This is a genomic window from Pseudomonas sp. E6002, assembly GCF_013385565.1.
Lineage (GTDB): Bacteria > Pseudomonadota > Gammaproteobacteria > Pseudomonadales > Pseudomonadaceae > Aquipseudomonas.
Window position 1 is genome coordinate 75,680 of record NZ_JACAPT010000004.1, and the last position, 26,542, is coordinate 102,221.

The following is a 26,542-nucleotide window of genomic DNA, read 5'->3' on the forward strand; positions in this document are numbered from 1 at the left end:
GCTGTTCAAAAGTGAGCCGCTGTAAGAGCGGAACCAATCTCAAACATCACCCAAAAACGGATATACCCCCAATCACCCAGCCACCAAGTCCCCCACCCGTGCACTGCGCAAATACGTCTGATACAACGCCGCATAAGCCCCCCCACGATCAATCAACGCATCATGCGCCCCAAGCTCAACGACCTGCCCATGCCGAACCACAGCAATCCGGTCCGCATCCCGGATCGTCGCCAGCCGATGGGCAATGATGATCGCCGTACGCCCCAGACACAGCCTGCGCAACGCCCGTTGAATCCGCCGCTCTGTGTGAATGTCCACCGCCGAAGTCGCCTCATCCAGCACCAGCACCGCCGGGTCCGCCAGATACGCCCGCACCAGGCAAACGAGCTGCCGCTGCCCATGACTCAAATGCGCCCCCAAAGGCCCAACCTCGGTGTGATACTGATGCGGCAACCGCTCCAATACCTCATCGGCGCCCAGCTCCCGGGCCGCCGCGACCAGGGTCGCGTCATCCGCCAACGGCGCCGCCAACCGCAAGTTGTCGAGAATGCTCCCGCTGAACAACACATTGTCCTGCAACACCACCCCGACATTGCGCCGCAACGCATGCTGGGCCAGCTCCCGCACATCAATCCCGTCCAGCCGCACCACGCCCGACTGCACCTCATAAAACCGCGTGAGCAACTGCACCAGCGTGCTTTTCCCATGCCCCGAAGGCCCGACAATCGCCAACACCTCACCCGCAGGAATATGCAAATCCAGCCCATTGATCACCGGCGCCTGCGCACTTGGCACATAACTGAAACCCACCTGCTCGAACCGCACCTCACCCCGCGCTCGGCCCAAATGGCGCGGTGTAGCGCTGTCGGTAATCTGCGCCTGGGTATCGAGCAACAGGAAAATCCGCTGCGCCGACGCCGATCCGGTGGCGTAGCGTTCAAACAGGTCCGACAGCTCCTGCAACGGCCCCAAGAACAGGAACACGTAAAACAGACTTTCGGCCACTTGCCCGACCGACACTTCACCGGCCGCCAGCCCATAGCCGCCCACCAGCAATAACAAGGCGATTCCCGCCGAACTCAGCAGCGCCGTAAAGGGCGCAAACCACCCCGAGCGCAAGCTGCCGCGAATCAGTGCATGGTTGAAGTCATCCAACAGCCCGCGATAACGCCGCAGGTTCGGCGTCTCCTGGGCGCACTGCTGCAGCATCCGCGCGCCGCTGACGCTTTCCACCAGGTGTGCGGTAAAACGGCTGCGGTTTTCCGCAACCCGCGCCCAGTTGCGCTGGGAGATCCGCTTGAAACTCCAGGTCGCCAGCACCAGCAACGGTACGGTGGCCACCAGGCTGAGGAAGAAACGCGGGTCGATACGCCACAACATCACCGATGCCAGGCCACAGCGCAGCAAGGCACCGAGCAGTTCAGGCGGGCCCTGGATCACCAAGGGTTCGAGGGCGTCCACGTCGCGGTCAACCCGGGAAATGATCCGCCCGGCACGGGTCTGGTCGAAGTAGCTGACGCTCAAGCCCTGGACATGCGCAAACACCTGCACCCGCAGGGCGTTCAGCACGCGGATCGCCGCGCCACCGGCAACAAACTGCGAGACCCCGGCCAGCAGGAATCGCACTAGCCAACTGGCAGCCAGCCCCGCGCCCAGCCATAGCACCAGGCGCTCGTCCAACAGCCAGTGGTCGGCCTGCTGAATCAAGCCACGGTCCAGCAGTTCACGCACGAACCAGGGTCGCAAAAACACCGTGAACACCAGCAACAGCTCAATGCCGATCACCGCGAAAATCGAGCGGCGGATTGGCCTGAGCAGCGGCAGCAAGCGTTTGAACATGCTGCGGTCGAGGGCCTTTTTCGCGAGCATTTCTTCAATTTCGATATCGCTCAAGGCTTTGCCGGCGATTGGATTAGCCATGGTCGATCCCCAGCAGGTCGCGGTAGTGCGGGTGGGTGTGTTGCAGTTCGGCGTGGGTGCCTGTGGCGGCGATTTTGCCGTCCGCGAGCATCAGCACCCGGTCGGCCAGGAGGATGGTCGACAACTTGCTGGAGATCACCAGCACGGTGGTGCCGCGCAGTTCTCGCAGGTTGTTCAGTACGTGCCGTTCGCTGATGGCGTCGAGGGCGCTGGTGGCGTCGTCCAGGCACAGGATGTCCGGTTGGCCCAGCAGCGCCCGCGCCAGGCACAGGCGCTGGCGCTGGCCGCCGGACAAGGTCACGCCACGATCACCCAGCGGCGTGGCCAGCCCGTGGGGCAGGCGCAGCAAGATGTCGTCCGCTGCGGCGAGGCGCAGGGCTTCAAGCAATTGCTCATCAGTGGCGTCGGGAGCGTTCAGGCGCAGGTTGGCGGCGAGGCTGCCGGCGAACAGGAAGCTCTCTTGCGGCACCACGTGCACCCGTTGGCGCAACGCACCGAGGTCAAGTTCGCGAATGTCTTGCCAGCCAGCGCCGTCATGGCCCAGCAGCACGCGCCCGGTGCTCACATCAGTGAGGCGTGGCAACAGGCTGGCCAGCAGGCTTTTCCCGGTGCCGGTGGCGCCCACCAACGCGACAATTTCGCCGGGCACCAGGGCCAGCGAGCAGTCATGCAGAATGTCCCGCCCACCGCCGGGAGCGCTGACACTGACGTGCTCCAGGCGCAACCCCAGGGGCGAAGCGGGCAGGGTGGCGCTGCCGCTGCGTATCGCTGCGGGGGCGTCCAGCAGTTGCCAGATACGTTCGGCACTGGCCCGGGCATCGGCGAAGGTTTGCATCACCCGGCCAATGCCTTCGATGCGAAATACCAGGGTGGTGGCGATCAGCAGCGAGGTCACCAGTTCACCGATGCCCAACTGACCGGCCGCCACCAGGTGGGCGCCGTAGACCAGGATCCACACATGGCCGAGGGCGACCACGGCCTGGGGCAGCGGAATGCGTGAACTGGAATAGGCCAGCGCCTGGCGGGCCAAGCCTGCGAACACTGCAACCTGTTCGGAAAAACCCTGGATACGGCTCTGCTCAAGGGCAAAGGATTTGATCACACGCACCCCGCCGATGCCTTCACTGAGGTCCTGGTTGACGCGGTCGTAGGCCGCGCCGACGCTGCGGTCGAGTTCAACCAGGCGTTCGGTTTGCAGCACGAAGATCCACAGCCCGGTGACGGTCAGCAGCAGCGGTACCAAGCCCAGCCACGGGTTGTACCAGCTCAACAGACCCACGGTGGCCAACACCACCAGCGGGGTTTCCACCACCTGGCGCCAGAAGGTGATCAGCGCGTCACGCACCTTGTCGGCATCGCGGGTGGTGCGGGTGATCATCTCGCCCATGCCGTGCTGCCAGTGATAACCCAGGTGCAGGCTTTGCACCTGGGCGAGGATGCGTTCGCGCAGGCGTGTCAGCAGTTCCTGGCTGAGCACCAGGGACATGACGCTGGCGGCGTATTGCAGCGCGCCACGGCCCAGGGCCACGGCGAGCATCAGCCACAGCCAGTGCCAGCCAAGGCTGGCATCGAGGCTGCCGTCGGCGTGGCGGATCACTGCGCGACCGGCGCTGACATCGTTGACCGCATGGCCGATCAGCCATTGTTGCCAGACCAGGCCGAGGTTGATGGCCACGAACAGCCCGGCGACCAGAGCGAAGCGCCAGGGCATTTCGCGGTAGATCGCCAGGCTGCGCAGAAGGGGGTGTTTTTCGATCATGAAAAGCTCATTGGGTTTATTGATCCTTCCCAAACTGTGGCGAGGGAGCTTGCTCCCGCCGGGTTGCGAAGCGACCCCAAAAACAGGGCCTGCTGCGCAGTCCAGCGGGACCAAGCTCACTCGCCACAGGGATGTGTTGGGCTGGTCTAGCGAGTGGTAGCGCCCTGGGTTTCCTTGGCATTGAGGATCGCCGTGTACTCCCCCGGATCAATCCCGTTCAGGTAGTAGTTGCCCACATGGTGCAAGCGCCAGCGAATCGGGTCGTGGGTGGTATGCACCCGGGCGTTGCGCCAGAACCGGTCGAGGTTCCATTTGCTCAGCGACGAACTGGCCCCCAGCAACGAGAAAATATCGCTGGAGATCTTCAACGAAGCACTGTCCGAATGCGCCCGTGCCGTGGCCACCGACAGGATCAATTCGTCCTGCAGTTCCTTGTTCTCCGGGTCCAGCTCATGTGCGTCGAACACCCGCGCCGCATCCCGCAGCAGCGACTCGGCTGCACGCAGGGCCACCGCGTATTCACCGATCTGCTTGATGATGTGCGGCTCTTCATTGGCGTGGTCCACGCCGCTTTCCACCCAGGGCCGGGCGTTGTGCTTGAGGTACTCCACCGCCGCGGTCAGCGCGCCCGAGGCAATCCCGGTATCGATCGCCGCATGCAGGATCTGCGGGAAGGTCAGGCCGGTGCGTTTCATCGGGCCCTTGCGCTTCGAAACGAAGTCTTCATCCAGCTCGATATTGTCGAAATTCACCGTGCCGCTGACCGAGTTTTTCTGGCCGAAGGCTTCCCAGTCATCCACCAGGGTCAGGCCCGGTGCGTTGCGGTTGAGCAGCACGCCGGCGCCGCCGTCATCCGAGGCCGCGGTCAGGGAGATCCATTCGGCAAGGTAGGAACCGGTGGAGTAGAACTTGCTGCCATTGAGTACCAGCTTGCCATCTGCACGCCGCTCGACGCGGGTCTTGAGGGCGAACTTGTTCTTGCCGCCGACTTCCGCCAGGGCGTTGCCAAAGCGCTTGCCGGCCAGCACATCGGCAACCAGGCGATCACGCACCGCATCCGGATAGCCGTTGAAGATGCCCCGCAGCATCACGTTGTGAATCTGCAGCAACTGGCCCACACCACCATCGGCCACCGAGACCAGGCGCACGGTTTCGACGATGGTTTGCACCGAGGCCCCCAGCCCGCCGAATGCCTTGGGCACACCGATGGCGGTCAGGCCGCTTTGGGACAGCAGTTGCGCCTGGCGCCACGGCAACTGGCCGTTCTGGCTGCTGTCGGCGGCAATCGCGGCGATCTCCACGGCGATCTCCTTGGCTGCGGCAATGGCTTCGGCCTCGCTGTGCAGTTGGCGTACCGGTACCTGTTCGAACGTACTCATAGTTTCTTCCCCTGATTTGGCCCGTGTGTTTAAGCCCCTCTGCAGGAGCCGGCTTGCCAGCGATGGACTCAAGTGCGCCGCGTAAACCCGTCAGTACACGTCATCGTTAACCACCATCGCTGGCAAGCCAGTTCCTACAGGGGATTGCGCTGGATGTCGGGCATTGAAGGTGCCTTGAGCAAGTTCTGCGCCAATGCCGAAAACCACCCCTGGCGGGGCCTGCGATAACGGAGTGTTGCTGGGGCAGCAGTGGCGAACGGGTGACTGCTGGGCCAGCAGCAGCGCTGCTGACAGGCCAGCAACAGTACTTCGACTCTTTGCGTAAAAGCCCTGCAAACCGGGGCTTTGGCCAATTGGCACGGCCTCTGCAATGCCCCCATGGACTGCCTTGCCCAATTCAATGGAGCTGCCCATGACCCTTTCCGCGATCCTGCCCAAGCCTGCGCTTGAGCAGATCTGGTTTACCCGCTGCCCGGTACCGACCGCCTCCGGCATCGCCTACAAGCTCGGTTGGCTGGGCGACGAATTCGCCGCCGACGGCCTGCCGGTCTCGACCTTGCAGGAGGCTCGTCAACTGGGCCATCACCACTACGATCACGAGCTGCCGGGGCTGTTTCGCGAAGGCGGTAATGTGCCGGCATTGGCCGCCCGTGCCGCCGGCGCGCCGAGCCGTTTGATCGGCCTGACCTGGATCGAGGAATGGCAAACCATCCTGGTCCGCCCGGACTCCGGCATCACGCGTCCCGAGCATTTGAAAGGCAAGCGCCTGGCCTTGCCGGCCTGGGGTGACAGCCGTCCGGGGAGCATCGCCCGGGCCATGAGCCTGCACGGTTACAAAGGCGCGTTGAGCCTTGCCGGCCTGGGCTTTGATGACGTGCAACTGGTGGAGGTCGCGCTGCACGATCAGGAGCAGGCGCCCAACCCACAGGAAGGTTTGCAACGCCTGTGGTCGGGCCTCGATTACCTGGCGCGCGGCGAAGTGGACGCGGTGTACGTCAAGGGCGCTTCGGCCGCCGACGCCGCGCGCCGTCTGGGCCTGGTGGTGGGCATCGACCTGGACCTGATCGCCGAGCCGCGCTACCGCATCAACAACGGCACGCCGCGCCCTATCACCGTCCACCAGAGCTTGCTGGACAATCACTTTGACCTGGTGGTGCGTTTCCTCGCACAAACCCTGAACGCGGCTGACTGGGCCGCGAACAATCGCGACGGCCTGAACGCGATTCTCGAAGAAGAAACCCGCGCCGGCAGTGCCGGTGTGGCCGAGGCCTATCGCGGTGATTTCCATACCACCCTGGCGCCGGACCTGTCGGCCCAGCGCCTGGATTTCCTCGGCATCCAGAAAGACTTCCTGTACCTGCACGGCTTCCTGGAGCGCGATTTTGCGATCGCCGACTGGGTCGACCCGCGCCCTCTGCAAGCTGCCCATGAACTGTTGGCCAAGCGCCGCGCCTGAACCCGGAGAAACTGCCATGACTGCCATTGTCCACGCCCAACCGATCACCCAGGAACTGCAGGCCTTTATCGACAAGGTCCTGCTGGAAGCCGAAGAAGCCTTCACGGTCTTCCGCGAAACCAACACCATCACCGCCAACGGCACCGTGGGCTTTATCGAGCGCGTGCCGGGCCAGGAACTGCTGGTGTCGGTCAACTACGGCGGCCCGTGGAACTACCGCAAGCCGCTGCAGGCCACCGTCACCGACTTTGCCGGCAACGTGATTGTCGGCAAGGGCAAGGGCGGCCTGGGGCGCTACACCAAGCTGTTCCAGCAGCATGCAGACGTGACCACCGTGTCCCACGTGCACTCGCCGTACCTTGGGGCCTGGGCCCAGACCCACCGCACGCTGCCGTTCCATTACGTGCCTGTGCAGCGTTACCAGTTGGCGCGGGAACTGCCGGTGTACATCGACCGTCGCCAGCAGGAAGTGGATTTCATCCTCGACAAGATCGCGGAAAACCCCTTCAACCTGGCGATCCTCGAAGCCAACGGCGGCTCCACGGTGTGGGGCAAGCAGGGGTTGCGGGCCACGGCTGAGTTCATCCTGTTGCTGGAAGAGGGCGCGCAACTGCAATTGCTGGCGGATGCCCTGGGCGGTTCGCGGGCATACGGGCCGGGGGTGTTGACCCAGCAGTGGAAGATGAGTGGGTTGTTTGAGCAGGCCACGGCGCTGGGCCTGGTCCCCGCCATCGACCGCAAAAACTGAACACACCCTTATCACGGTGACTGAAACCACCACGACCCCTGTAGGAGCCGGCTTGCCGGCGATAGCGGTGCATCAGGCGACATTCCTGTTGGATGTGCCACCGTTATCGCCGGTAAGCCGGCTCCTATAAGGGGCGGTTCCATTCAAGGATGTTGCCCCATGGCGGTAAAAATTCTCTGGTACCTCACCACCCCCGACGGCCCTTATCCCTGGGAGCCCGAAGGGCGCTGGAAGACCGACTTCCAGCACCTCAAGCAACTCGCGGTCGCCAGTGATCGCCTGGGTTTCTACGGCTCGCTGCTGGGCTCCAGCCCCAACGAAAGCCTGGCGGTGGCCGCCTCGCTGATCGACGCCACCCAGCGCCTGCGTTTCCTGGTGGCGCAACACCCGGGCGAGCTGTCACCGGCAGTTCTGGCCAAGTGGGCCCTGACCTTCGACCAATTCTCCAATGGCCGCCTGCTGTTCAACGTGGTCAATGGCAATGATGCGGGCCTGGCGACCCTCGGCGTGCATTACCCCCACGATGAGCGCTACGCCTTCAGCCTCGAATACTGGCGCGCCTTCCAGGGCTTCTATGCCGGCGATACTCGGGGTTATGACGGCCAATACATCAAGCTCGCACCGCGTGCGCCCGGAGCGGCCAAGCATCCGCTGGGCGGCTGGCATCCGCCGTACCAGAAACCGGGCATCCCGCTGTGGGGCGCCGGCACCTCGGGGCCAGGGGTGGAACACTCGGTGCAATTGCTGGACGTGTACCTGAGCTTCGCCAATACGCCGCCAAAGCTGGGGGACAAGTTCCGCAAGGTCGCCGCCGAAGCCGCGAAGATCGGCCGTGAGCTGACCTTCGGTACCCGCCTGCAAATCATCGTGCGCGAGACCGAAGAAGAAGCCTGGGCCCACGCCGAGAAACTGCTGCAACGCACCTCGCTGCAAACTGCGCGCAATGCCATTGAGCGCCAGTTGCCACCCGGGGTGAGCTTCGAGGATTACCACAGCGACGACCCGCAAACCCAGCGCAACGTTGAGACCATTCGCGCCGGCCGCCTGCCCACGGCTCGCGAGCTGGAGATCTACCCCAACGTGTGGCTCGGCCCGAGCCTGTTCGGCTTCAACATCCTCGGCCCGGCCGCCGGCACTTACCTGGTGGGCAGCGCCGAACAAGTGGCCGAGCGTATCCGTGAGTACGAAGCCCAGGGCACCTCGGCGTTCATCCTGTCGGGTTTCCCGCTGATCGATGAGGCGCACCGGGTGGCAGACCTGCTGTTCCCGTTGCTCGACCTGGACCATGGTTTTGATGTGCCGCGTCTGAACGCCGTGCAGCAGCAAGAGGCGTAGCTGATGAGCGAAGGATTTTCCCGCCGAGTGTTTCTCGGCAACAGCCTGGCCATCGGCGGCGGCTTGCTGCTGGGTGGTTGTGACAGCGGGGCGGCGCCGGCGGCGGTGTTGTCGACCACACCGACCACCGGCGGACGCCTGCGCATCGGCATTATCGACGGCGACCAGTCCGGCAACCTCGATGCCCACAAGCCGGTGGGCGGCGGGATCATTCGCGGCTGGGCGCTGTACAGCAAGTTCTGGGAATGGAACACCGACGTCAGTACCCGCCTGGCCCTGGCCGAGTTCGCCGAGCCGAACGCCGATGCCAGCGCCTGGACCATCCGCATCAAGCCGGGCCTGGAGTTCCACCACGGCAAGACCATCGGCGCCGACGACATGCTGTTCTCGCTGCTGCGCCTCACCGATCCGAAACTTGCCTCGCCGTTTGCCGGACTGGTGGGCGCCATCGACCGCAATGCGCTGCGCAAGCTGGATGAGCGCACCATCGAAATCCGTTTCAAACAGGGCCAGAGCTTTTTCCCGCTGGATGAAACCCTGATCAGCTTCGGCGGCATCGTGCCCACCGACTACGACCCCATCACCAATCCGGTGGGCGCCGGCCCCTACAAACTCAAGCGCTTCGTGCCCGGCCAGCGCTCGCTCTACAGCCGGTTCGAGAATTACTACAAACCCGGCCAGCCTTATGCCGACGAACTGGAAATCATCGAATTCAAGGACCAGGTCTCGCGGGTGGCCGCATTGCGTGCCGGGCAGATCGATGTCGCCAGCGGCGTGCAGGCCGAGCACAGCGCGCTGCTCAAGGCCGACTCGCGCCTGTCGCTGTGCGTGTCGCCCAGCACCTCGTTTACCGGCTTCAACCTGAACCTGGCCAAGCCGCCGTTTGACGACGTACGGGTGCGCCAGGCGTTTCGCTTGCTGGCTGATCGGCAAGAGTTGGTGGACCGGGGCCTCAACGGTTTCGGGCGCATCGCCAATGACCTGTATTCGCCCCACGACCCCACCTACAACCACGACATTGCGCAGCGCCCCCATGACCTTGAGCAAGCGCGCTCGCTGCTGCGCCAGGCCGGGCAGACCGATCTGCGGGTGGAACTGACGACCCCGTCCGGCGCCGGCGTGAATGCCGCTTTGGTGTTTGCGCAACAGGCGAAGAAGGCTGGCGCGGAGGTTCGCGTGACCCAGGTCGACGGCGCGGTATTCAACGGCCCGCAGCGCGAGCAGTGGCAACTCTCACCGGGTTCGACCCCGGCCCGTGGGTTCCTCGCGTCGGCGTTGCACAACGACGCGCCCTTGGCGATCTACAACCGCAGCAACTTCCATGACCAGCGTTTCGATGCGCTGTATCGCCAGGCCCTGGCCCAGCCGGATGTGCAATTGCGCAAAGGCCTGGTGCACGAGGCCCAGCAGATTCAACACGAACGCGGTGGCCTGCTGATCTGGGGTTTCAACGATGTGCTGGACGCCGCCTCGGTACGGGTCGGCGGCCTTGCGCCGGAACAGACCACCTTCGCCTCCTGGCGCTTTGACGAGCTGTGGTTGAACCATGTCTAAACCCCTGCGAACGCCGGCCTGGTTATCGTGGTTTATCGGCCGCCTGGGCTACGGCCTGCTCACCGCGTGGGTGATCAGCCTGGTGGTGTTTATCGCCACCCAGGCGCTGCCATCGGACCCGGCCCGGGTGATCCTCGGCCCCGACGCGCCACTGGAAAGCATCCTCACCCTGCAACATCAACTGGGGCTGGACCAACCGATCCTGCGCCAATACCTGCGCTGGCTCGGCTCGGCCCTGAGTGGCGACCTCGGGGTGTCACTGGATTCCAACGCGCCGGTCGGCAGCATCCTGTGGGGGCGTTTCGGCTACACCCTGGCGTTGCTCGCCGGGGTGATCGCCGTGGTGGTGCCGGCGGCGCTGGGCCTCGGCGTGTACCTGTCGCTGCGTCGCGACTGCCACCTCGACCGCTGGAGCCTGTCGTTGCTGATTTTCCTCAAGGCCACGCCGGGCTTTCTGTTGGCCATCGGCCTGGTGCTGCTGTTTTCCATGCCGCATATGGACTGGTTGCCGGCGGTGTCGATCCTCGACCCGGATCAGTCGCTGTGGCGCCAGTTGCCGTTCCTGGTGCTGCCGGTTCTGGCCCTGAGCCTGTCGGCGCTGCCGTACCTCACGCGCATGGTGCGCGCCGCGATGATCAACGCGCTGGAGTCCGACTACGTGATCGCCGCACGGCTGCGGGGCATTCCCCATTGGCGGATCGTGTGGCGGCATACCTTGCCCAACGCGCTGGTCCCGGCGATCCAGGGCGTGGCGCTGACCTTGCGCACGCTGATCGGCGGCGCAGTGCTGGCCGAAGTGATCTTCAGTTACCCCGGCATCGGCACCGCCCTCAACGCGGCGATCCAGATGCGCGACTTGCCGATGATCCAGGCCATCGTGCTGGTGATCACCCTGGCGGTGGTGCTGATCAACCTGTTGGCCGACCTGTTGACGGTGCTGCTCACGCCCAAGCTGCGCACGGCCCGTCGCGTGACCCTGATTTCGCGCAACCGCCGGGGCATCACCCCGTGGTGGCGGCGCTCCCGAGGTGATGCATGAGCAAGACGCGAATTTCCCGCTGGCTGGCCGAACCGCAAACCCGCAAGGGCGCGCTGATCACCTTGCTGGTCATTGCCGTGGCGCTGTTCGGTCCGTTGCTGGCGCCCCATGGCTCGACGGACATGGTCGGGCCGGTGTACGGCGCGCCCACGGGGTGGGCGCTGCTCGGGTATGACTTCCTGGGGCATGACGTGTTGTCGCGGCTGCTCAGCGGCGGCCTCTCGGTGCTGTGGATGTCCGTGGCGGCGGCGAGCATTGCCCTGGCCGTCGGCAGCACCCTCGGCTTGCTTGCGGGGCTGTCGCGGCGGCGCCTGGACCAGTTGATCACCTGGCTGGCGGACGTGTCCCTGGCGTTCCCCGACCTGATTCTGGTGCTGTTGATTGTCTCGATGCTCGGCCGCGCGCCTTGGTTGATCGTGCTCACGGTGTCGATTGCGTTTATCCCGGGGGTGATCCGCCTGGCGCGGGCCAGCGCGGTGGCAGTGGCGGGGCAGGAGTTTGTCGAGGCCGCGCAGATGATGGGCTACTCGCGTCGGCGGATCCTGTTCAAGGAAATCCTGCCGAACATCCTTACGCCGTTGCTGGTGCACTTTGGCAACATGCTGACCTGGGGCGTGGGCATGCTCTCGGGCCTGAGCTTCCTCGGTTATGGCGTGGCGCCGCCGACGGCGGACTGGGGCTTGATGATCAATGAAAACCAGGCCGGGTTGCTGGTGCAGCCCTGGGCGGTGTTGGCCCCCGCTGTGCTGATCGGCGTGTTTGCCTATGGCACCAATATCCTCGCTGAAGGCATCGGCCGCAGCAGCGCACGCCTTGGAGAAAAACAGCCATGAATGCAATCGCGCAGATGACGACGACGGTGCTGCACGTCAGTGGCTTGCGGGTTGAATTGGCGGGGCAGGTGGACGTGTTGTCCGGCGTGTCCTTCAGCCTGGAAGCCGGGGAAATCCTCGGGCTGGTGGGTGAGTCGGGGTCCGGCAAGACCACCTTGGCTACCGCGCTGCTGGCCCATGCCCGACGCGGCGCACAGATTGTCGGTGGCCAGGTGCATGTCGCGGGCCAGGCGTTATTGGGCCTGGAAGGTGAAGCGTTGCGCCGTGCCCGTGGCAGCCTGATCGGCTATGTCGCCCAGGACCCGGCCACGGCGCTCAACCCGGCGCTGCGCATTGGCAGCCTGTTGGATGAAACCCTGGCGGTGCATCAACTGCGCCTGGACAAGGCGGCGCAGCGACAGCGCATCATTGAAACCTTGCGTGATGTTGGCTTGCCGGATGACCCGCAGTTCTTGCGCCGTTTCCCTCATCAACTGTCCGGCGGCCAGCAACAGCGAGTGATGCTGGCCCTGGCGTTTGTGCTGCAACCGCGGCTGATCGTGCTGGACGAACCGACCACCGCCCTGGACGTCACCACCCAGGCGCATATCCTCGCCACCTTGCGCCGCTTGTGCAAAAGCCAGGGCGTGGCGGCGGTGTATGTGTCCCATGACCTGGCGGTGATCAAGGACCTGGTGGACCGAGTGATGGTGATGTACGCCGGGCGGATTGTTGAAACGGCTACTCGGGACGCCTTGTTCAGTCGGCCATCCCATCCCTACACCCGGGGCTTGTTGGCGGCGATTCCCGATGTGGCCGGGCGCCGAGAATTACGGGCGATTGGCGGGCATGCCCCGGCGCCGGGGCAGCGGCCTCAAGGCTGTGGCTTCGGGCCGCGGTGCGAGCGTTTTCGGGCAGGGTGTTCGCAGCAGGAACCGCTATTGCAGCCGCTGTCGCCAGGGCATGAAGTGGCGTGTCTTGCACCCCATGATCAGCCGCTGCAGCGCATCGCCCTGGCGCCGATTGCTGCGGTGGACGCGCTCACCGACAAGGCCTTGCTGGAAATCAGCGGGTTGAACGTGGCGTACGACCGCCAGGTGCTGTTTGACGTGTCCCTGCGATTGCTGCCGGGGGAGTGCCTGGCGCTGGTGGGCGAGTCCGGTTCCGGCAAGACCAGCCTGGCGCGGGCCGTTGCCGGGTTGGGGGAGAATGCCGAAGGCGAGCTGCGTTACGCGGGGCAACCGCTGCCGTTACAGGCACGGCAGCGCGAGGGGGGCTTGCGGCACCAGATTCAGTACATCTTCCAGAACCCGTACCGGGCATTGAATCCCCGGCAGACGGTGTACCAGACCTTGAGCGCACCGCTGGAGCACTTCTTTGCGGTTAAAGGCAGTGCCGCGCGTGAGCGGGTGGAGGCGGTGCTCAAGCGGGTGTCGCTGCCGGCTTCGGTGGGCGAGTTGTATCCCCATAGCCTGTCCGGCGGTGAGCGCCAGCGCGTGGCAATTGCCCGGGCATTGCTGTGCGAACCGAAGCTGCTGATCTGCGATGAAATCACCTCGGCGCTGGACGTCTCGGTGCAGGCGTCGATTCTGGATTTGCTGCGCCAGTTGCAGCGGGATGGGTTGACGTTGCTGTTCGTCACCCATGACCTGGGCGTGGTGCGGGCGATTGCCGACCGGGTGTTGGTGCTGAAGGTCGGGCGGGTGGTGGAGCAGGGCGCGGTGGATAGCGTGCTGGATCAGCCGCAGTCGGCGTATACGCAGACGTTGCTGGAGCATTCGCCGTCGCTGGGCTGATTGGCACTGCTGCGCAGTGATCGCCGGCAAGCCGGCGCCTACGGTAAAAGGCGCACACCTGTAGGAGCCGGCTTGCCGGCGATAGCGGAGGCCGCCTTTACGCGGCCTTGCGGCGCCGAGCCTCTTCGCGCACTGCCGGAATGATCCACCGCCCATAATCCACGGTGTCATACAGCGGGTCATACCCCCGATTCAAAAACGTCGTGACCCCCAGGTCCACATAATCCAGCAGCGCCTGGGCTACCGTCTCCGGTGTGCCCACCAACGCCGTGGTGTCGCCATACGCCCCAACAGCCGTCGCCGTCGGCATCCACAACGCGCGGTCATGCCGATCGCCTAAAGCCGCCGCTGCCAGCAACCGTTCCGATCCCGTTCCCTTGATCCGCTTCTGCCACGGGCTGCCCGCCGCGAACTGCGGGTTGGCCTTGATCTGCTCCAGAATCTGCTCGGCCCGTTGCCAGGCCAGTTCCTCGGTCGCGCCCAAGATAAGGCGCACCGACAAACTCACCCTTGGCGCCTGTACACCCGCCGCACTGGCCGCCGCCTTGAGCTTGGCAATCTGCTCCGCCACACCGCTCAACGGTTCGCCCCACAGCGCATACAGGTCCGCATGCTTGACCGCAATCTGGTAGGCAATGTCCGACGAGCCGCCAAACGAAATCGGGATATGCGGCTGTTGCAGCGGCTTGACCGGGGAAAACGCGCCCTTGATGTTGAAGTACTTGCCCTCGAAGTCGAAAGGCTCCTCGGCGGTCCAGGTGCGCCGCACGATCTCCAGGTATTCGTCGGTGCGTTGGTAGCGCTCGGTCTTGTCCAGCAGGAAGTCGCCTTCCTGGGGTTCGGCGGTGATGCCGGTGATGGCATGCAGGCGAATGCGCCCGCCGCCGGTGGTGTGGTCCAGCGTGGCAAACGCGCGGGCTGCGACCGTCGGCGCAGTGAGCCCCGGGCGGTGGGCGATCATGAAGCCCAGGCGCTCGGTGTGCGCCGCCGCGTAGGCGGCGATTTGCAGGCTGTCGGCGCTGCCGGGCCCGCTGGCGATCAGTACCCGGTCAAAGCCTGCGTGTTCATGGGCGCGGGCGTGGTGGCGGATAAAGTCGAGGTCGAAATCCGGGCTGCGCACGCCACGGGTCTCGGACCATTGGCGGGGGAAGATCATGCCGACAAATTCAATGGACATGCTGGGGCTCCTTTGAGGGTTAGAACTGGTAGTCGACCTGGGCCAGCAAGGTGCGGCCCGGCATCGGTTGCAGGAAGGTGTTGGTGGAGCCGGCCAGGCCGCTGACGAAGTTCAGTTCGTTGGTCAGGTTCAGCACGCGCAAGGTGGTGCTCCACTGCGGCTGGCGGTAGTACACGGCAAGGTCGAGGTTGTATTCGTTGGGGATCTTTACGGTCTTGCTCAGGTTCAGGTACCAGTTGCTGGTCCACCAGCCGGACAGCTCGGCGCCAAAGCCCGAGTCGAAGCGGTAGTCGACGTAGCCACTGGCGGTGTATTCGGGAATCTGCACCGCGTCGAAACGCCCGGAAGGTCGCTGGTTGAGGCTGTTGTTATCGCCGAACACCGTGCCGTTGTCGGGCACGAACCCGGCCGATGCAAATCCCGCCTGGGAGGTGAATTCGTTGTAGGCATTGAGCTTGGACAGGTTCAGGCCGCTGCGCAGGTGGTCATCCGGCTGATAGCGCACGGTGGCTTCCACGCCCTTGATCACCAGCCGCGCGATGCTGTTGTTGCTGTCTGGCGCCTGGTCCCGAGCCTGCTTGAACGCGGCCAGGGTCATGAACAATTGGTTGGGCACCGCTTCGACCTTCACGCCCACTTCGTGCAACACGCTCAGGCTTTGGAACGCCAACGGGTTGAGCTGGTTGGCGCCACTGCCGCTGCCCCAGCCCAGGCCGTTGGAGAAGAACCCGGTGTTGACCGCCAGCGAGCGATCGAAGGTGTAGTACAGCGTGGTGTTTTCCGTGGGCTTGACGTAGGGGCTGACCTGGAACGCGAACAGCCGGTAGTTGTCGCTGTCCTTGCGCGGGTTGCCGCCGGCGAGCACGAACGGGTTGTCGATCTCGGCCTCGATCCAGCTGCGGCTGGCACCGATGTTCAGGCCGAAGTAGTCGCCGTACTTGAGGTTGTGCTGGCTGAACAGGGTCTTGGTGGTCCAGGTGCTTTCGGCGGTGTAGGGCGCTACAGACTCGGCGTAGAGCCCGTGCCCGGCCGGGTACATCGGCGGCAGGTTCAGCCAGCCGTAGTAGTTGGAATACTGCGGCACGCCGGGCTGGCCGATCCATGCGCCATTGCCGCCGGCGGGGTTGGCACCGGTAAGGCCCAGCAGGTCGCCGGGGTTCTTGCCCGAGGGGTTCTGGGTCAGGTCATAGGCGTTGATGGTGGAGCCGAAGCTGTTATTGGCCGCAATCGATTGGTTGAATTCGCGGCGATAGATCAGGCCGGTGTTGCTGTCATCCCGCAGGGTCCAGCCGCCCAGGCGGGTTTCATTGCGCGAGCGGAATTCGAAGCGGTTGTCGAAGATGTTGTCTTTGGACTGCACCTGGAACGAACCCACGGCGTCGGTGATGTCCTTGGAGCGTTCGTAGAACGTGCTGTTGGCCAGCGTGATGGTGGGCGACAAGTCGGCCTCGACGCGCAGTTGCGTAGTAAAGCGCCGGGAGCTGCTTTCGTCTTCCTTGCGTTGCCCGGTTTGCGAGGACAGCGAGCGTTCGCCGTTGCCCGCCAGCGTCGGGTCATACACCCAGCCCCGCAGGCTGCCGGGGTTGCTCTGGGTGTTGGGCGAGGCGGTCTGGAAGCTGCCGTCCACCACGCTGTATTGGCCCTGGGCATTGCGCTGGCGCTTGACCCAGCCGAGGGTTGGCGCATCGGCGGCGCCAGAGGCCAGCACCGGCGACCACAGGGTGTTGCCGTTCTGGATAATCGGCGTGGCGCGCCCGGCGTAGTATTTGCCGTTGTCCACCAGGTCCTGGGTGGCGCGGTTCCAGCCGTGGGTGATGTTGTAGTCGTAGTAGTTGTCGTAGCTGGCGTTCCAGTCCACCCGCACGTTGTCGTTGCGCCAGGCGAGGGCGCCGTAGAACGCGTCGAAATTGTTGTCGACGTTGTCGTAGAAGTCCTGCTGGCGCTGCTTGGTGATGCTCAGGCGGTAGGCCAGGTTGTCGCTCAGTGGCCCGGTATTGTCGATGCTGAATTTGTTGGAACTGCGGGACGTGCCGTCCGGTATCCACGAGCCCAGTTCACCGCTGAGCTTGGTCTTGAACTCATTGAAGTCGGGTTTTTTGCTCAGGTAGTTCACATAGCCGCCGCTGCCGGACACCGAACCGTAGGTGACCGACGACGGCCCGGCGACGATGTCGGCGCCTTCGTAGGCGTTGAAGTTCGCCGGGTGGCGCACGCCGTAACCGCGCTGGCCGTCCTGGAACACCTCGGAGCCCTGGGCGCGAAACTGCGGGGCGATGCCGGCGTTCTGGCCGCCGCCCCGGGTGATGCCGGGGGCGTATTTGACCAGGTCATCGGCGCTGCGGATCGAGTCGTTGGCCAACTGCTCAGCGTTGATCTGCACCACCGAACGCGGCGTGTCGAGGACCTTGGTCTCTGTGCCGCCGTACACCGACGTCGGCGGGCGGGTGGGCAGGGCATCATCATCGGACTGGCTGGCACTGGCCTGCACGGTCACGGTTTGCAGTTGGGTATCGGCGGCAAACGCCTGGATTGGCAGGCTTGCGGCCAGCAGCAGAGGTAAACGCAAGGCGATAGCGTGCATGGCAGAAATGCCCCATAAAAAACAATGAAGAGCGCACGGTCCCTTGTAGGAGCCGGCTTGCCGGCGATGAGGCCCTTGAGCCCTGCGCCGGTCGACCGGACGCCATCGCCGGCAAGCCGGCTCCTACAGGGCGATGCGTTGTAAGTGGGTCAGGCCGTGTCTTTGAGCCAGAGCTTTTCAAAGCGCCAGGTGCTGAACAGCGACTCTTCCGACTGCGCCCCGCCGACGCGGGTGGAAACGCTGTCGAGCAAGTCGGCGTAGCCCCAGATCAGCATCCCGCCGCGCTCGTACTGGATCTGCTGGACCTGATGCACCAGGGCCTTGCGTTTTTCCAGGTCGGGCTGGGCCATGGCGGCCAGGAACAGCTCGCTGAATTGCGGGTCGTTGAAGTGGGTCTTGTTGGACACCGCAAACGGCGCGTCGGTATGGATCGCACTGGCCAGGAACGGCGCGCCGATGCTGCCGCCGGTGCTCAGGGTCCAGTCGTTTTTCAACGGGCCCTGGAAAGTCGCCAGGTCCACCTGCTTGACCTTCAGGGTCACGCCAATGCGCTTGGCCTGCTCGGCCAGCACCAGCGCCGAACTCAAGCCAGGCCCCGGAGTGGTGATCAATTCCACCTCGAGGTTTTCCTGGCCGGCGTCCTTGAGCAGTTGCGCCGCCCGTTGCGGGTCGTAGGGGCGTGGCCCGAGGTCGTGGTTGAAGGTCGGGTCGCTGGGCGCATAAAGGTCATTGGCCACCCGGCCCTGGCCGTTCAGCGCGCGGCGCACCAGTTCTTCGCGGTCGGCCATCAGGCGAAACGCTTCGCGCACCCGTGGGTCGTTGAACGGCGGCTTGTCGAGGTTCATGTCGAACGACAGCCAGTTACCGGTCACCGAGGTGATCACCTTCAGGCGCGGGTCCTTTTGCAGGATCGGCAACTGCTCGGTGGGCATCACGTTGGCCATGTCGATTTGCCCGGAACGCAGGGCGGCCAGGCGCGAGACCTGATCCTTGAAGTCGATGATCTCCAGCTCATCGGCGTAGGGCTTGCCGTCCTTGTAGTAGTTCTCGAAGCGGGTAAACAGTGAGCGTTGGCCGGGGGTGAAGCTTTTGAGCTTGTAGGGGCCGGCGCCCACCGGGTTGGTGACCGGGTGGTAGTCCACCGGCACGATGCCGCCGAAATTGACCCAGGTTTCTGCCAGCGGCATGTAGCTACGCCCCTCCCGGAAGCTCAGGCGCACGGTGCGGTTGTCGAGCTTGACCAGGTTGTCGCGGTCCACCCAGTGCAGCAGCGCCGCGTAGGGCGAGGCCAGCTGCGGGTCGGTGAGGCGGCGGATCGAGAAGATCAGGTCGTCGGCGTCGATGGTCTTGCCGTTGTGGAATTCCAGGCCGGGGCGCAGGCGCAGGGTCCAGCTGCTGGCGTCGGCATTCGGCTCCGCGAACTCGGCCAGAGCCAGGCGCGGCTGCATCTGCTCGTCCCATTCCCAGAGCTTGCTGTACAACGCAAAGCCGCGAACGATGCCGCTGCCAATGGGTTTGTGGGCATCGAGGTTGCCGCTCTGGTTGCCGTCGAGAATCCCCAGGCGCAGGCGCCCGCCGTAGCGGGGTTGATCGTTACCGGTGACGTTTTTGGGCGTGTCAGCGGGGCCGCAACCGGCCAGCAGCAAGCCGCCGCCGACGGTCACGCTGTAGCCGAGAAAGTCCCGACGGCTAAGCAGTAGGCTCATGGCATCAGACTCCGGCCGGGCCGTTGGCGGAGCGCAGTTCCAGCACCGGCTCCTGGGGACGACTCAACTCGGCGCGTTCACTGCGAAAGTGCGGCAGGATGTGCTCGCCGAGGCGGTAGGCTTCTTCCAGGTGCGGATAGCCGGCGAGGAAGAACAGGTCGATGCCGATGCTGTTGTACTCGCGAATCCGCGCCACCACGTTCTCGTAGCTGCCCACCAGCGCACAGCCCGGTGGAATACCGATGTAGCCAAAACCGGTCCACACATTGGGGTGGATGAAGAAGTCATCGAAGCCCTGGGTCTCGGTTTTTTCGCTGAAGCCGTGCTCGTAGCTGAGCTTGCGCGCCGTACGCAACCCGGCGTGGGCCGCCACGGCCTTGACCGCGCCGCGGGCGATGCCTTCGTCGAAGAAGCGTTTGGCTTCGGTGCGGGCCAGTTCTTCGGTTTCCCGGGTGATCACGTCAATCGACAGGCCGAAGCGAATGTCAGTGCGGCCCCACTTCAGCGCGCGTTCGCGCAGGTCGGCGATCAGGGCGGCGATTTCGTCCGGGTGTTCGGCGCGCATCAGGTAGAAGTCGGCGTGCTTGGCGGCAAACTCCCGGGCGGCGATGGATGAGCCGGCGGTACAGATCAGCGGCAGCTTGGCCTTCTTCAATGGCCCGCGCAGGCCACCACCGTCGGCCTTGTAGAACTTGCCGTCGTAGTGGAAGGACTCGTTGTGCCAATAGCCCTTGACCACGTCCATGAATTCGGTGGCGCGTTCGTAGCGTTCATCGTGGTCGCTGAAGTCGCCGACCTGGCGCTGGATCACGTCCGAGCCGCCGTTGATGATGTTCCACACCAGGCGGTTGCCGGTGGCCCGCTGGTAGGTCGCCGCCTGCTGCACCGCCACCCACGGGGTGTAGTGGTAAGGCTGGAAGGCGGTGACGAATTGCAGGGTACGGGTTTCCCGGGCCAGCAGCGCGCAGACGGTCCACGGTTCTTCGCCGGTGGGCGCGTTGACCATCAGTGCGCCGCCAAAGCCGTTGATCTCCGCAGCCCTGGCGATTTGCCCGAGGTAGTCGATGTAGGTGAAATGATCACCGACACTGAAGCCCGACACCGCGCCGGTGCTGGGCCCGCTGCGATGCCAGTCGCCCCGGTTGCGCGGGTCGCCGGGCAGGAACTGGGTTTCGCCGTGCAAGGGCAGGCGGGTAAAGAATTCGATGCTCATGCAAGCCTCCTGCTTATTGCTCGGTGGGGGCGCAGATCGGGGTGATCGGCTGGTCGTTGATGACTTTGTGGGCAAACGGGATCGAGTCCTTGAGCGATGCATTGACCGTGGCACTGTGGCCCAGGCCTTTGTACAGGTGGCCTTCGACGATGGAGCCAGCCTTGCAGGCGTCCTGCATCAGCTTGACCTGGGTCGCGGCGGCCGGCGTGGTGTCTTCGGCGCCGGTGCCGATGAAAATCGGCTTCGAGGTTTTCAGCGTCGGGTAAGACACCTGCGCCAGCCACGGCGCGAGTTGCTTGCCCTTGTAGTCTTTCTTGGTGTTGGCGATGCTCAGGCCGAGGCCTTCGACATCGCCTTCGAGGGCGAACAGGCAACTGGTACGGGCCTGCTCGAAAATCGGCAGGGCCTTGTCGGTATAGAAGTCGGCGGGGTTGATGCTCGGGTCGTATTGCTGGGCGGCGAGCAACGTGTAGAAGCCGTAGGCCAGGGTGGGATCGACCTTGTTGCGCACTTCCTCGCTGGGGTTCTTCGCGTAGTCGAGGGTGTAGATCACGCCGGTGCCGATGCTGCCTTTCACTCCCAGGTCCGGAGCGTAGGTGGCGGCATAGGCGGCTGCGGCGAAGGCGCCGGCACCGCCCTGGGACTGGCCGACGATCAGCACTTTGTCGGCCAGCCCGGGTACCCCGGCCACCACGGCCTTGGCGGCGTCGAGAATCCCGTAGGCGGCCATGCGACTGTTCAGCAACGGATGGCCACCGGGTACGCCGAGGCCCTGGTAGTCGGTGGCGACGACGGCAAAGCCTTCGGCCAGCCAGCGATTGAGGTAGGCCACGTCACGGTAGGAGCGACCTTGCCACGACGGCGCACACACATCCGCCACGCCCACGGTGCCATGGCCCCAGCTCGCCACTGGCCAACCACCGGCAGGCGGCGTGCCTTTGGGCAGGAACAACGCGCCGGACACCACGATCGGTGTCTTGTTATCGATGCCGTCGGTGGAGGTGTACAGGATGCGTTGGGCGCTGGCGGCATTGGCCAGGCTCAGGGTGTTGTCCAGCGGCTCGCTGCGCAGCAGTTTGCCGGGAACGGCCGGGATGGCTTTTTCCCAGGTGTAGAAAGCCGAGACGCGGCCATCACCTTGCAGCGGGTCAGGTTTGGGGGCGTAGGTGTCGGCAGCAAACACGCTCATGGACAGGGCCAGGACGCTGAGGCCGAAGGCAAAGGAGTGCGGCAGTTTCATGCTCAATTTCCCTATTACGGATTGGTGCTGACCTGGCCACGCAGGGCCGGCCAGTAGTCGGTGAGTTTCAGGTCGATCAGGGCCTGGTTGGTAAAGCCGGTGGCCAGTGACGGGCCGATGTCGTAGGTGTCGCGAATCAGGTGATTGGCCAGGGCGTAGGTGGTGAGGGCCTGGTAATGAGCCTTGAGTTGCTGGTCGCTTTTTGGCGCCCAGCGATCCTTCCAGGCCACCGGGTCGTTCTGGTCGTCGCGACGCAGCACGCTCTCGGCGGTGCCGGCGCGGGATGACAGTTGGTAATAGGCGTCCTGGTTCTGTGGCTGGGAAATCCACCACGCAGCTTTCACCCAGGCGGTGGCGAGCAATTGGGTGATATCCGGGTGCTGCTGTACGAAGGTCTCGGTGCCCCACAGGTCGGACACCAGCCGCCAGTCGTTGCTGCCTTGCTTGGTCGACCAGATGATCTTGCCCACGCCTTTGTCTTCCAGGGCATAGGCCTCGCTGAGCAACACTGCTGCGTCGACCTTGCCGGCAGACACAGCCGCAGCGCCGACTTGCGGGTTGAGGTTGGCAATCTTGAAATCGTCGAGCTTCAGGCCCTTGCTGGCCAGGAAGTTGCTGAAGGCGAACTCCCATGGCCGACCGCGATGCAGCGCCAGGCGCTTGCCCTTGAGGTCTTCGATGGTGTTCGCGGCGGAGCCTTCCGGTACCACCAGGTAAATATTGTTGCCGCTGCCACCGGGCACGATCAGCTTGCCTGGTACGCCACCGGCGCCGGCAATTACCGAGGGCAGGTCACCGCGTACGGCGAAGTCCAGGCTGTTGTTGCTGAAGCCTTCGTTGATCTGCGGCCCGGCGCCGGCATGGGGCAGGGCGATCCACTCCAGCTTGACCCCGCGCTCACGCAGTTGCGCTTCGAGCCAGCCGTCTTCGATGACGCGCCCGGCGATGCCGCCGAACACCGGTTTGCCGCCCTGGGTGTAGGCGACGATCGCGATCTTCACCGACGCCGGTGGCGCCTGTTCGGCCAGCACGCCGGTGCTGACCAGCACAGCGAACATGGTGGCGATGCTGTTGCGCCAGAATCTTTTCATTGGGATCTCCCTGCTAAGTGATCGCGACCCCCTGTAGGAGCCGGCTTGTCGGCGAAAGCGTCCGTTTAGTCGGTGCAAGGCTTTAGGGCCTCTTCGCTGGCAAGCCAGCTCCTACAGGGCAGGTGGCGTTGAGAGGGAGAGAGCAGATTGCATGCCATCAGCCGAAAAACGCGCTGCACGCCTTGTAGAACGTGGCTTTGCGGGTTTTCGAAGAACTGCCTGGCAACGGCTTGGTGTTGATCTGCACACACGCAGGTGCTGGCTGATTGCTGCTCCAGCAGCAGGCGAGGTGCGATGTGTTGGTATATTCGTTTTGGGAATATATAAATATTAATTAATAATTAAATGGTATAGAAAACTTCATGCACTATTGACACGCGCTTTTACTGCCAGGAATGCACCATGTCGCTGATCACCCATCCCAATGCCCGTGAATTGACCAAGTCGGTGCGCGCCACCGTGCTGGTCTTCAAGGACCCGCGCTCACAGGAATTGCTGGCGCGTATCGAGCGCCTGGCCCCCAGTGAGGCCAACACCTTGATCATCGGCGAGACCGGCACCGGCAAGGAATTGGTCGCGCGGCATATCCATCACCTGAGCCGTCGCGGGCGTGAACCGTTTGTGGCGGTGAACTGCGGCGCCTTCGCCGAAACCCTGGTGGAAAGTGAGTTGTTCGGCCACGAGAAAGGCGCATTCACCGGCGCCACCACCCACAAGGCCGGCTGGTTCGAAGCGGCCAACGGCGGCACGCTGTTTCTGGATGAGATCGGCGATTTGCCGTTGAACATGCAGGTCAAATTATTGCGGGTGTTGCAGGAGCGAGAAGTGGTGCGCCTGGGCTCGCGCACACCGATTCCGATCAACGTACGGCTGGTGGCGGCCACCAACGTCAACCTCGCCGACGCGGTGGTGGCGGGGCATTTTCGTGAGGATTTGTTCTACCGCCTGCACGTCGCCACCATCCGCCTGCCGCCCCTGCGGGAACGGCCCGGCGACATCCTGCCGCTGGCGGAATTTTTTCTTGAAGAGCACTGCCAGCGCCTCGGCTACAACCGCGCGTCACTGAGCATCGATGCCGAGCGCAAGCTGCTGGAACACAGCTGGCCGGGGAATATTCGCGAGCTGGAAAACGCCATTCACCATGCGTTGCTGGTGTGCCGCAATCAACTGGTGCAGCCGCCGGATTTGCACCTGGTGGACATGCGTTCTTCCGGCATTCGCCAGGACGAGGCGAACCAGGCCGCGCCTGCGATCACTGGGCCGGTGAGCCTGGAGGCGGCGCTCACTGCGTTGTTCGAACAGAACATTCCGGACCTCTACGAGCACATCGAAGAGACGATCTTTCGCGCGGCCTATCGCTATTGCCATGGCAACCAGTTGCAGACCGGGCGCCTGCTGAATATCAGCCGCAACATCGTGCGGGCGCGGCTGGAGAAGATCGGCGAGTTGGGCAAACCGGTGCTGCTCGACGGGCAGTGACGGGGGTGTTAGCGTTTCGGGCTTCTCTGATCTGTAGAGGGCTCGACGTTGATTCGACTGACCGATTACATCGCTGATTTTTCCCGTTCGCCGCTGGCACCCTGGGTGGATCTTGCGCCGTGGGAGTTGGTGACCCAGGCGCCGGAAATCGTTCGCAAATTGCTGGCGGGGCTTTCTGATGATGACTATGAGATTCATGACGAGATTGCCGTGCACCGTACTGCGGTCGTGGAGGCGGGCGCTGTTTTGAAATCGCCGCTGATCATCGGCGCCCACTGTTTTATCGCTGCCGGTGCCTACCTTCGCGGCGGTTGCTGGGTGGATGAATATTGCATCTTCGGACCGGGTGCAGAGCTCAAGACATCCTTTGTCTTCAGCGGCAGCAAGTTGGCGCATTTCAACTTTGTCGGTGATTCGGTATTGGGCCGCGGGGTTAACCTGGAAGCCGGCAGTATCGTCGCCAACTACCGGAACGAGCGTGACGACAAGGAAGTGCAGGTGCGCATTGACGGGCAGTTGCAGCGCACCGGCTGTGACAAGTTTGGCGCGCTGCTTGGGGATCAGTGCCGGGTGGGAGCCAATGGCGTGCTGGCGCCGGGTGCGGTGCTCGGTTCAGGTCGTGTGGTGGGGCGCGGTCAACTGTTCGATGGAGAAGTGGGCAACGGTTAGTCGAAAAGAACGTGGTATGCCGGCGGGTTATTAAATAGAATGAATCTCATTTGAGACTGACTCGCGCCGCGCAGGTTACTTGCCATGAATGATGCTGTAGTGCCGACGCACCTCGCTGAACCCAGCCTTCACACGTTCTATCGCGACCACCGCAGCTGGCTCGAAAGCTGGCTGCGGCGCCGCTTGGGCAACGCCTGGGATGCGGCCGACCTGAGCCAGGACACGTTCCTGCGGGTGCTGGCCAGCGCGCAGCCGATTGCGCAATTGCAGGAGCCCCGGGCCTATCTGGTGACGGTGGGCAAGCGCTTGCTGGTGAATTTTCACCAGCGGCGCAGTCTGGAACAGGCGTATCTCAATGCGTTGATGCAGTTGCCGGAGGCTTGCGTGCCGTCGCCGGAGCAACGCTGGTTGCTGCTGGAAACCCTACAAGCCCTGGATGAATTGCTCGACGGTTTGCCGGCGGTGGTGCGCCGCGCGTTTCTCTGGAGCCAGCTGGAAGGACTCGGCTATCGGGAGATTGCCGAGCGGCTCAAGGTGTCCGAGCGTACGGTCAAGCGCTACATGGCCCAGGCTTACGAGCATTGCCTGCTGGTGGAACTGTGAGCCGTGCTGCGCCGGATCTCGCCCGGGCGGCGGCGCAGTGGCTGGCGTTGCTGGAATCCGGCAGCGCCACCGAACGTGATCACGCCCGCCTGCAGCAGTGGCGTGACAGCCATCCCCAGCATGAGCAGATCTGGCAAAAAGCCCAATCGCTGCGCCAGCGGTTTACCGACTTGCCGCCAGCGTTGGCCATGGCCAGCCTTGATCGTCCGCAACCGGGACGGCGTGCAGTACTCAAGCGTGCCTTGGGCGTCGCCGCGTTGTTGCCAACCGCGTGGTTGCTCAGCCGGCAATTGCCTATCGACGTGTGGCGCGCCGACCTGCACACCGCTACTGGCGAACGCAAGCGAGTGCCGCTGTTGGATGGCAGCAGCCTGCAACTGAATACCGCGAGCGCGGTGGACGTGGATACGGCCCGGCGCCGTGTGACGCTGGTGGAAGGGGAGATGGCGTTGACGGTGCCGGGGGCTGGTGCGCTGACGGTTCAGACGCGTTATGGCCAGGTGATCGTCAGCCAGGCTGAAGTGTGTGTGCGGCAGTTGTCTTCCGGGTGTTTGGTGTCCGTGTTGAAGGGCGCGGTGCAGGTGCAGGACCTGCGTGGGCAAGTGGCGACATTACAGGGGGGGCAGCAGGCACGGTTGCAGGCGTCGGGGATGGGCGCTGCGGAGGGGTTTGATGTGTTGCAATTGGGTTGGCGCGACGGTGTGCTGACTGCGCAGAACCAGCTGTTGGGTGATTTTTTGCGGGAGCTGGAGCGGTATCGGCCGGGTGTGCTGCGCTGGGACCCGAGCCTTGAAGCGCTGCGGGTCACTGGGAGTTTTCAGTTGGCTGATACCGATCGAATTCTTGCGTTGCTGGCGTCGACGATGCCGCTGCAAGTGCAGTCCCGTACGCAGTATTGGGTGACGTTGACGCCGCGTAAATCGGCTGCTTGATGCGATCCTTGTGGGAGCGGGCTTGCTCGCGAAGAACCTGAGAGCGCCGCGTT

At 64.0% G+C, this 26,542-nt stretch carries 20 protein-coding genes; 11 read left to right on the plus strand and 9 right to left on the minus strand.

Annotation, left to right across the window (positions count from 1 at the left end):
* Positions 1-72: 72 nt before the first annotated feature.
* The 3 genes from HX815_RS04685 to HX815_RS04695 all read right to left on the minus strand — a co-directional run bounded on the left by HX815_RS04685 (position 73) and on the right by HX815_RS04695 (position 5,058).
* Positions 73-1,920 (minus strand): ABC transporter ATP-binding protein, encoded by a 1,848-nt coding sequence (locus HX815_RS04685; protein ID WP_087693869.1) that lies wholly within the window; start codon positions 1,918-1,920, stop codon positions 73-75.
* Complete coding sequence (locus HX815_RS04690; protein ID WP_177027869.1) at positions 1,913-3,679, minus strand: ABC transporter ATP-binding protein; 1,767 nt, start codon at positions 3,677-3,679, stop codon at positions 1,913-1,915. The genes HX815_RS04685 and HX815_RS04690 overlap by 8 nt, the downstream gene beginning before the upstream one ends.
* A 146-nt stretch (positions 3,680-3,825) precedes the next feature.
* A complete protein-coding gene (locus HX815_RS04695) occupies positions 3,826-5,058 on the minus strand; it encodes an acyl-CoA dehydrogenase family protein (RefSeq protein ID WP_177021448.1) in 1,233 nt (410 codons plus the stop codon).
* A 412-nt stretch (positions 5,059-5,470) separates the two neighbouring features.
* Here HX815_RS04695 and HX815_RS04700 point away from each other — a divergent pair, with 412 nt between their 5' ends.
* From HX815_RS04700 to HX815_RS04730, 7 genes are all read left to right on the plus strand, one after another.
* Positions 5,471-6,514: an ABC transporter substrate-binding protein gene (locus tag HX815_RS04700; RefSeq protein ID WP_003216970.1), complete on the plus strand. Its 1,044-nt coding sequence runs from the start codon at positions 5,471-5,473 to the stop codon at positions 6,512-6,514.
* Between the two features lie 16 nt (positions 6,515-6,530).
* The gene (locus HX815_RS04705; protein ID WP_003216972.1) at positions 6,531-7,262 is read left to right on the plus strand and encodes a class II aldolase/adducin family protein; all 732 of its coding nucleotides are present in this window, start codon (positions 6,531-6,533) and stop codon (positions 7,260-7,262) included.
* Positions 7,263-7,421: 159 nt separating this feature from the next.
* Complete coding sequence (locus tag HX815_RS04710; RefSeq protein WP_008430942.1) at positions 7,422-8,597, plus strand: LLM class flavin-dependent oxidoreductase; 1,176 nt, start codon at positions 7,422-7,424, stop codon at positions 8,595-8,597.
* Positions 8,598-8,600: 3 nt separating this feature from the next.
* The gene (locus HX815_RS04715) at positions 8,601-10,151 is read left to right on the plus strand and encodes an ABC transporter substrate-binding protein (RefSeq protein ID WP_177027870.1); all 1,551 of its coding nucleotides are present in this window, start codon (positions 8,601-8,603) and stop codon (positions 10,149-10,151) included.
* On the plus strand, positions 10,144-11,190 hold the full coding sequence (locus HX815_RS04720) for an ABC transporter permease (protein WP_177027871.1): 1,047 nt from the start codon (positions 10,144-10,146) through the stop codon (positions 11,188-11,190). The genes HX815_RS04715 and HX815_RS04720 overlap by 8 nt, the downstream gene beginning before the upstream one ends.
* Complete coding sequence (locus tag HX815_RS04725; protein ID WP_087693864.1) at positions 11,187-12,023, plus strand: ABC transporter permease; 837 nt, start codon at positions 11,187-11,189, stop codon at positions 12,021-12,023. Before HX815_RS04720 ends, HX815_RS04725 begins: the two co-directional genes overlap by 4 nt.
* Positions 12,020-13,798 (plus strand): ABC transporter ATP-binding protein, encoded by a 1,779-nt coding sequence (locus HX815_RS04730; RefSeq protein ID WP_177027872.1) that lies wholly within the window; start codon positions 12,020-12,022, stop codon positions 13,796-13,798. Before HX815_RS04725 ends, HX815_RS04730 begins: the two co-directional genes overlap by 4 nt.
* A gap of 97 nt (positions 13,799-13,895) precedes the next feature.
* Here the strand turns inward: HX815_RS04730 and HX815_RS04735 are convergent, their stop codons facing one another.
* From HX815_RS04735 to HX815_RS04760, 6 genes are all read right to left on the minus strand, one after another.
* Positions 13,896-14,975: an LLM class flavin-dependent oxidoreductase gene (locus HX815_RS04735; RefSeq protein ID WP_010171267.1), complete on the minus strand. Its 1,080-nt coding sequence runs from the start codon at positions 14,973-14,975 to the stop codon at positions 13,896-13,898.
* 19 nt (positions 14,976-14,994) lie between these two features.
* Entirely contained in the window at positions 14,995-17,556 is a 2,562-nt protein-coding gene (locus HX815_RS04740; RefSeq protein ID WP_177027873.1) for a TonB-dependent receptor plug domain-containing protein, read from the minus strand.
* A 149-nt stretch (positions 17,557-17,705) separates the two neighbouring features.
* On the minus strand, positions 17,706-19,262 hold the full coding sequence (locus HX815_RS04745) for an ABC transporter substrate-binding protein (RefSeq protein WP_087693861.1): 1,557 nt from the start codon (positions 19,260-19,262) through the stop codon (positions 17,706-17,708).
* A gap of 4 nt (positions 19,263-19,266) precedes the next feature.
* The gene (locus tag HX815_RS04750; protein WP_177027874.1) at positions 19,267-20,475 is read right to left on the minus strand and encodes an LLM class flavin-dependent oxidoreductase; all 1,209 of its coding nucleotides are present in this window, start codon (positions 20,473-20,475) and stop codon (positions 19,267-19,269) included.
* A 13-nt stretch (positions 20,476-20,488) separates the two neighbouring features.
* The gene (locus HX815_RS04755) at positions 20,489-21,715 is read right to left on the minus strand and encodes a S9 family peptidase (protein WP_008430961.1); all 1,227 of its coding nucleotides are present in this window, start codon (positions 21,713-21,715) and stop codon (positions 20,489-20,491) included.
* 14 nt (positions 21,716-21,729) lie between these two features.
* Entirely contained in the window at positions 21,730-22,806 is a 1,077-nt protein-coding gene (locus tag HX815_RS04760) for an ABC transporter substrate-binding protein (RefSeq protein WP_003216993.1), read from the minus strand.
* Between the two features lie 402 nt (positions 22,807-23,208).
* Between HX815_RS04760 and HX815_RS04765 the strand changes: the two genes are divergently transcribed.
* The 4 genes from HX815_RS04765 (at position 23,209) to HX815_RS04780 (ending at position 26,489) form a co-directional block, all read left to right on the plus strand.
* On the plus strand, positions 23,209-24,285 hold the full coding sequence (locus HX815_RS04765; RefSeq protein ID WP_003216996.1) for a sigma-54-dependent Fis family transcriptional regulator: 1,077 nt from the start codon (positions 23,209-23,211) through the stop codon (positions 24,283-24,285).
* A 48-nt stretch (positions 24,286-24,333) separates the two neighbouring features.
* The gene (locus HX815_RS04770) at positions 24,334-24,954 is read left to right on the plus strand and encodes an LpxA family transferase (protein ID WP_003216998.1); all 621 of its coding nucleotides are present in this window, start codon (positions 24,334-24,336) and stop codon (positions 24,952-24,954) included.
* Positions 24,955-25,038: 84 nt separating this feature from the next.
* Entirely contained in the window at positions 25,039-25,557 is a 519-nt protein-coding gene (locus tag HX815_RS04775) for a sigma-70 family RNA polymerase sigma factor (protein WP_177027875.1), read from the plus strand.
* Positions 25,554-26,489 carry a FecR domain-containing protein gene (locus tag HX815_RS04780; RefSeq protein ID WP_177027876.1) on the plus strand — a complete coding sequence of 312 codons (936 nt, stop codon included), beginning with the start codon at positions 25,554-25,556 and terminating at the stop codon, positions 26,487-26,489. Before HX815_RS04775 ends, HX815_RS04780 begins: the two co-directional genes overlap by 4 nt.
* Positions 26,490-26,542: the final 53 nt, after the last annotated feature.

What these genes read in the sequence shown, in the direction of transcription:
- HX815_RS04690 (WP_177027869.1), bottom strand. Translation starts at nt 3,679, where the DNA reads ATGATCGAAAAACACCCCCTTCTGCGCAGCCTGGCGATCTACCGCGAA.
- HX815_RS04755 (WP_008430961.1), bottom strand. Translation starts at nt 21,715, where the DNA reads ATGAAACTGCCGCACTCCTTTGCCTTCGGCCTCAGCGTCCTGGCCCTG.
- HX815_RS04725 (WP_087693864.1), top strand. Translation starts at nt 11,187, where the DNA reads ATGAGCAAGACGCGAATTTCCCGCTGGCTGGCCGAACCGCAAACCCGC.
- HX815_RS04745 (WP_087693861.1), bottom strand. Translation starts at nt 19,262, where the DNA reads ATGAGCCTACTGCTTAGCCGTCGGGACTTTCTCGGCTACAGCGTGACC.
- HX815_RS04695 (WP_177021448.1), bottom strand. Translation starts at nt 5,058, where the DNA reads ATGAGTACGTTCGAACAGGTACCGGTACGCCAACTGCACAGCGAGGCC.
- HX815_RS04700 (WP_003216970.1), top strand. Translation starts at nt 5,471, where the DNA reads ATGACCCTTTCCGCGATCCTGCCCAAGCCTGCGCTTGAGCAGATCTGG.
- HX815_RS04715 (WP_177027870.1), top strand. Translation starts at nt 8,601, where the DNA reads ATGAGCGAAGGATTTTCCCGCCGAGTGTTTCTCGGCAACAGCCTGGCC.
- HX815_RS04740 (WP_177027873.1), bottom strand. Translation starts at nt 17,556, where the DNA reads ATGCACGCTATCGCCTTGCGTTTACCTCTGCTGCTGGCCGCAAGCCTG.
- HX815_RS04750 (WP_177027874.1), bottom strand. Translation starts at nt 20,475, where the DNA reads ATGAGCATCGAATTCTTTACCCGCCTGCCCTTGCACGGCGAAACCCAG.
- HX815_RS04720 (WP_177027871.1), top strand. Translation starts at nt 10,144, where the DNA reads ATGTCTAAACCCCTGCGAACGCCGGCCTGGTTATCGTGGTTTATCGGC.
- HX815_RS04775 (WP_177027875.1), top strand. Translation starts at nt 25,039, where the DNA reads ATGAATGATGCTGTAGTGCCGACGCACCTCGCTGAACCCAGCCTTCAC.
- HX815_RS04710 (WP_008430942.1), top strand. Translation starts at nt 7,422, where the DNA reads ATGGCGGTAAAAATTCTCTGGTACCTCACCACCCCCGACGGCCCTTAT.
- HX815_RS04685 (WP_087693869.1), bottom strand. Translation starts at nt 1,920, where the DNA reads ATGGCTAATCCAATCGCCGGCAAAGCCTTGAGCGATATCGAAATTGAA.
- HX815_RS04760 (WP_003216993.1), bottom strand. Translation starts at nt 22,806, where the DNA reads ATGAAAAGATTCTGGCGCAACAGCATCGCCACCATGTTCGCTGTGCTG.
- HX815_RS04705 (WP_003216972.1), top strand. Translation starts at nt 6,531, where the DNA reads ATGACTGCCATTGTCCACGCCCAACCGATCACCCAGGAACTGCAGGCC.
- HX815_RS04735 (WP_010171267.1), bottom strand. Translation starts at nt 14,975, where the DNA reads ATGTCCATTGAATTTGTCGGCATGATCTTCCCCCGCCAATGGTCCGAG.
- HX815_RS04730 (WP_177027872.1), top strand. Translation starts at nt 12,020, where the DNA reads ATGAATGCAATCGCGCAGATGACGACGACGGTGCTGCACGTCAGTGGC.
- HX815_RS04765 (WP_003216996.1), top strand. Translation starts at nt 23,209, where the DNA reads ATGTCGCTGATCACCCATCCCAATGCCCGTGAATTGACCAAGTCGGTG.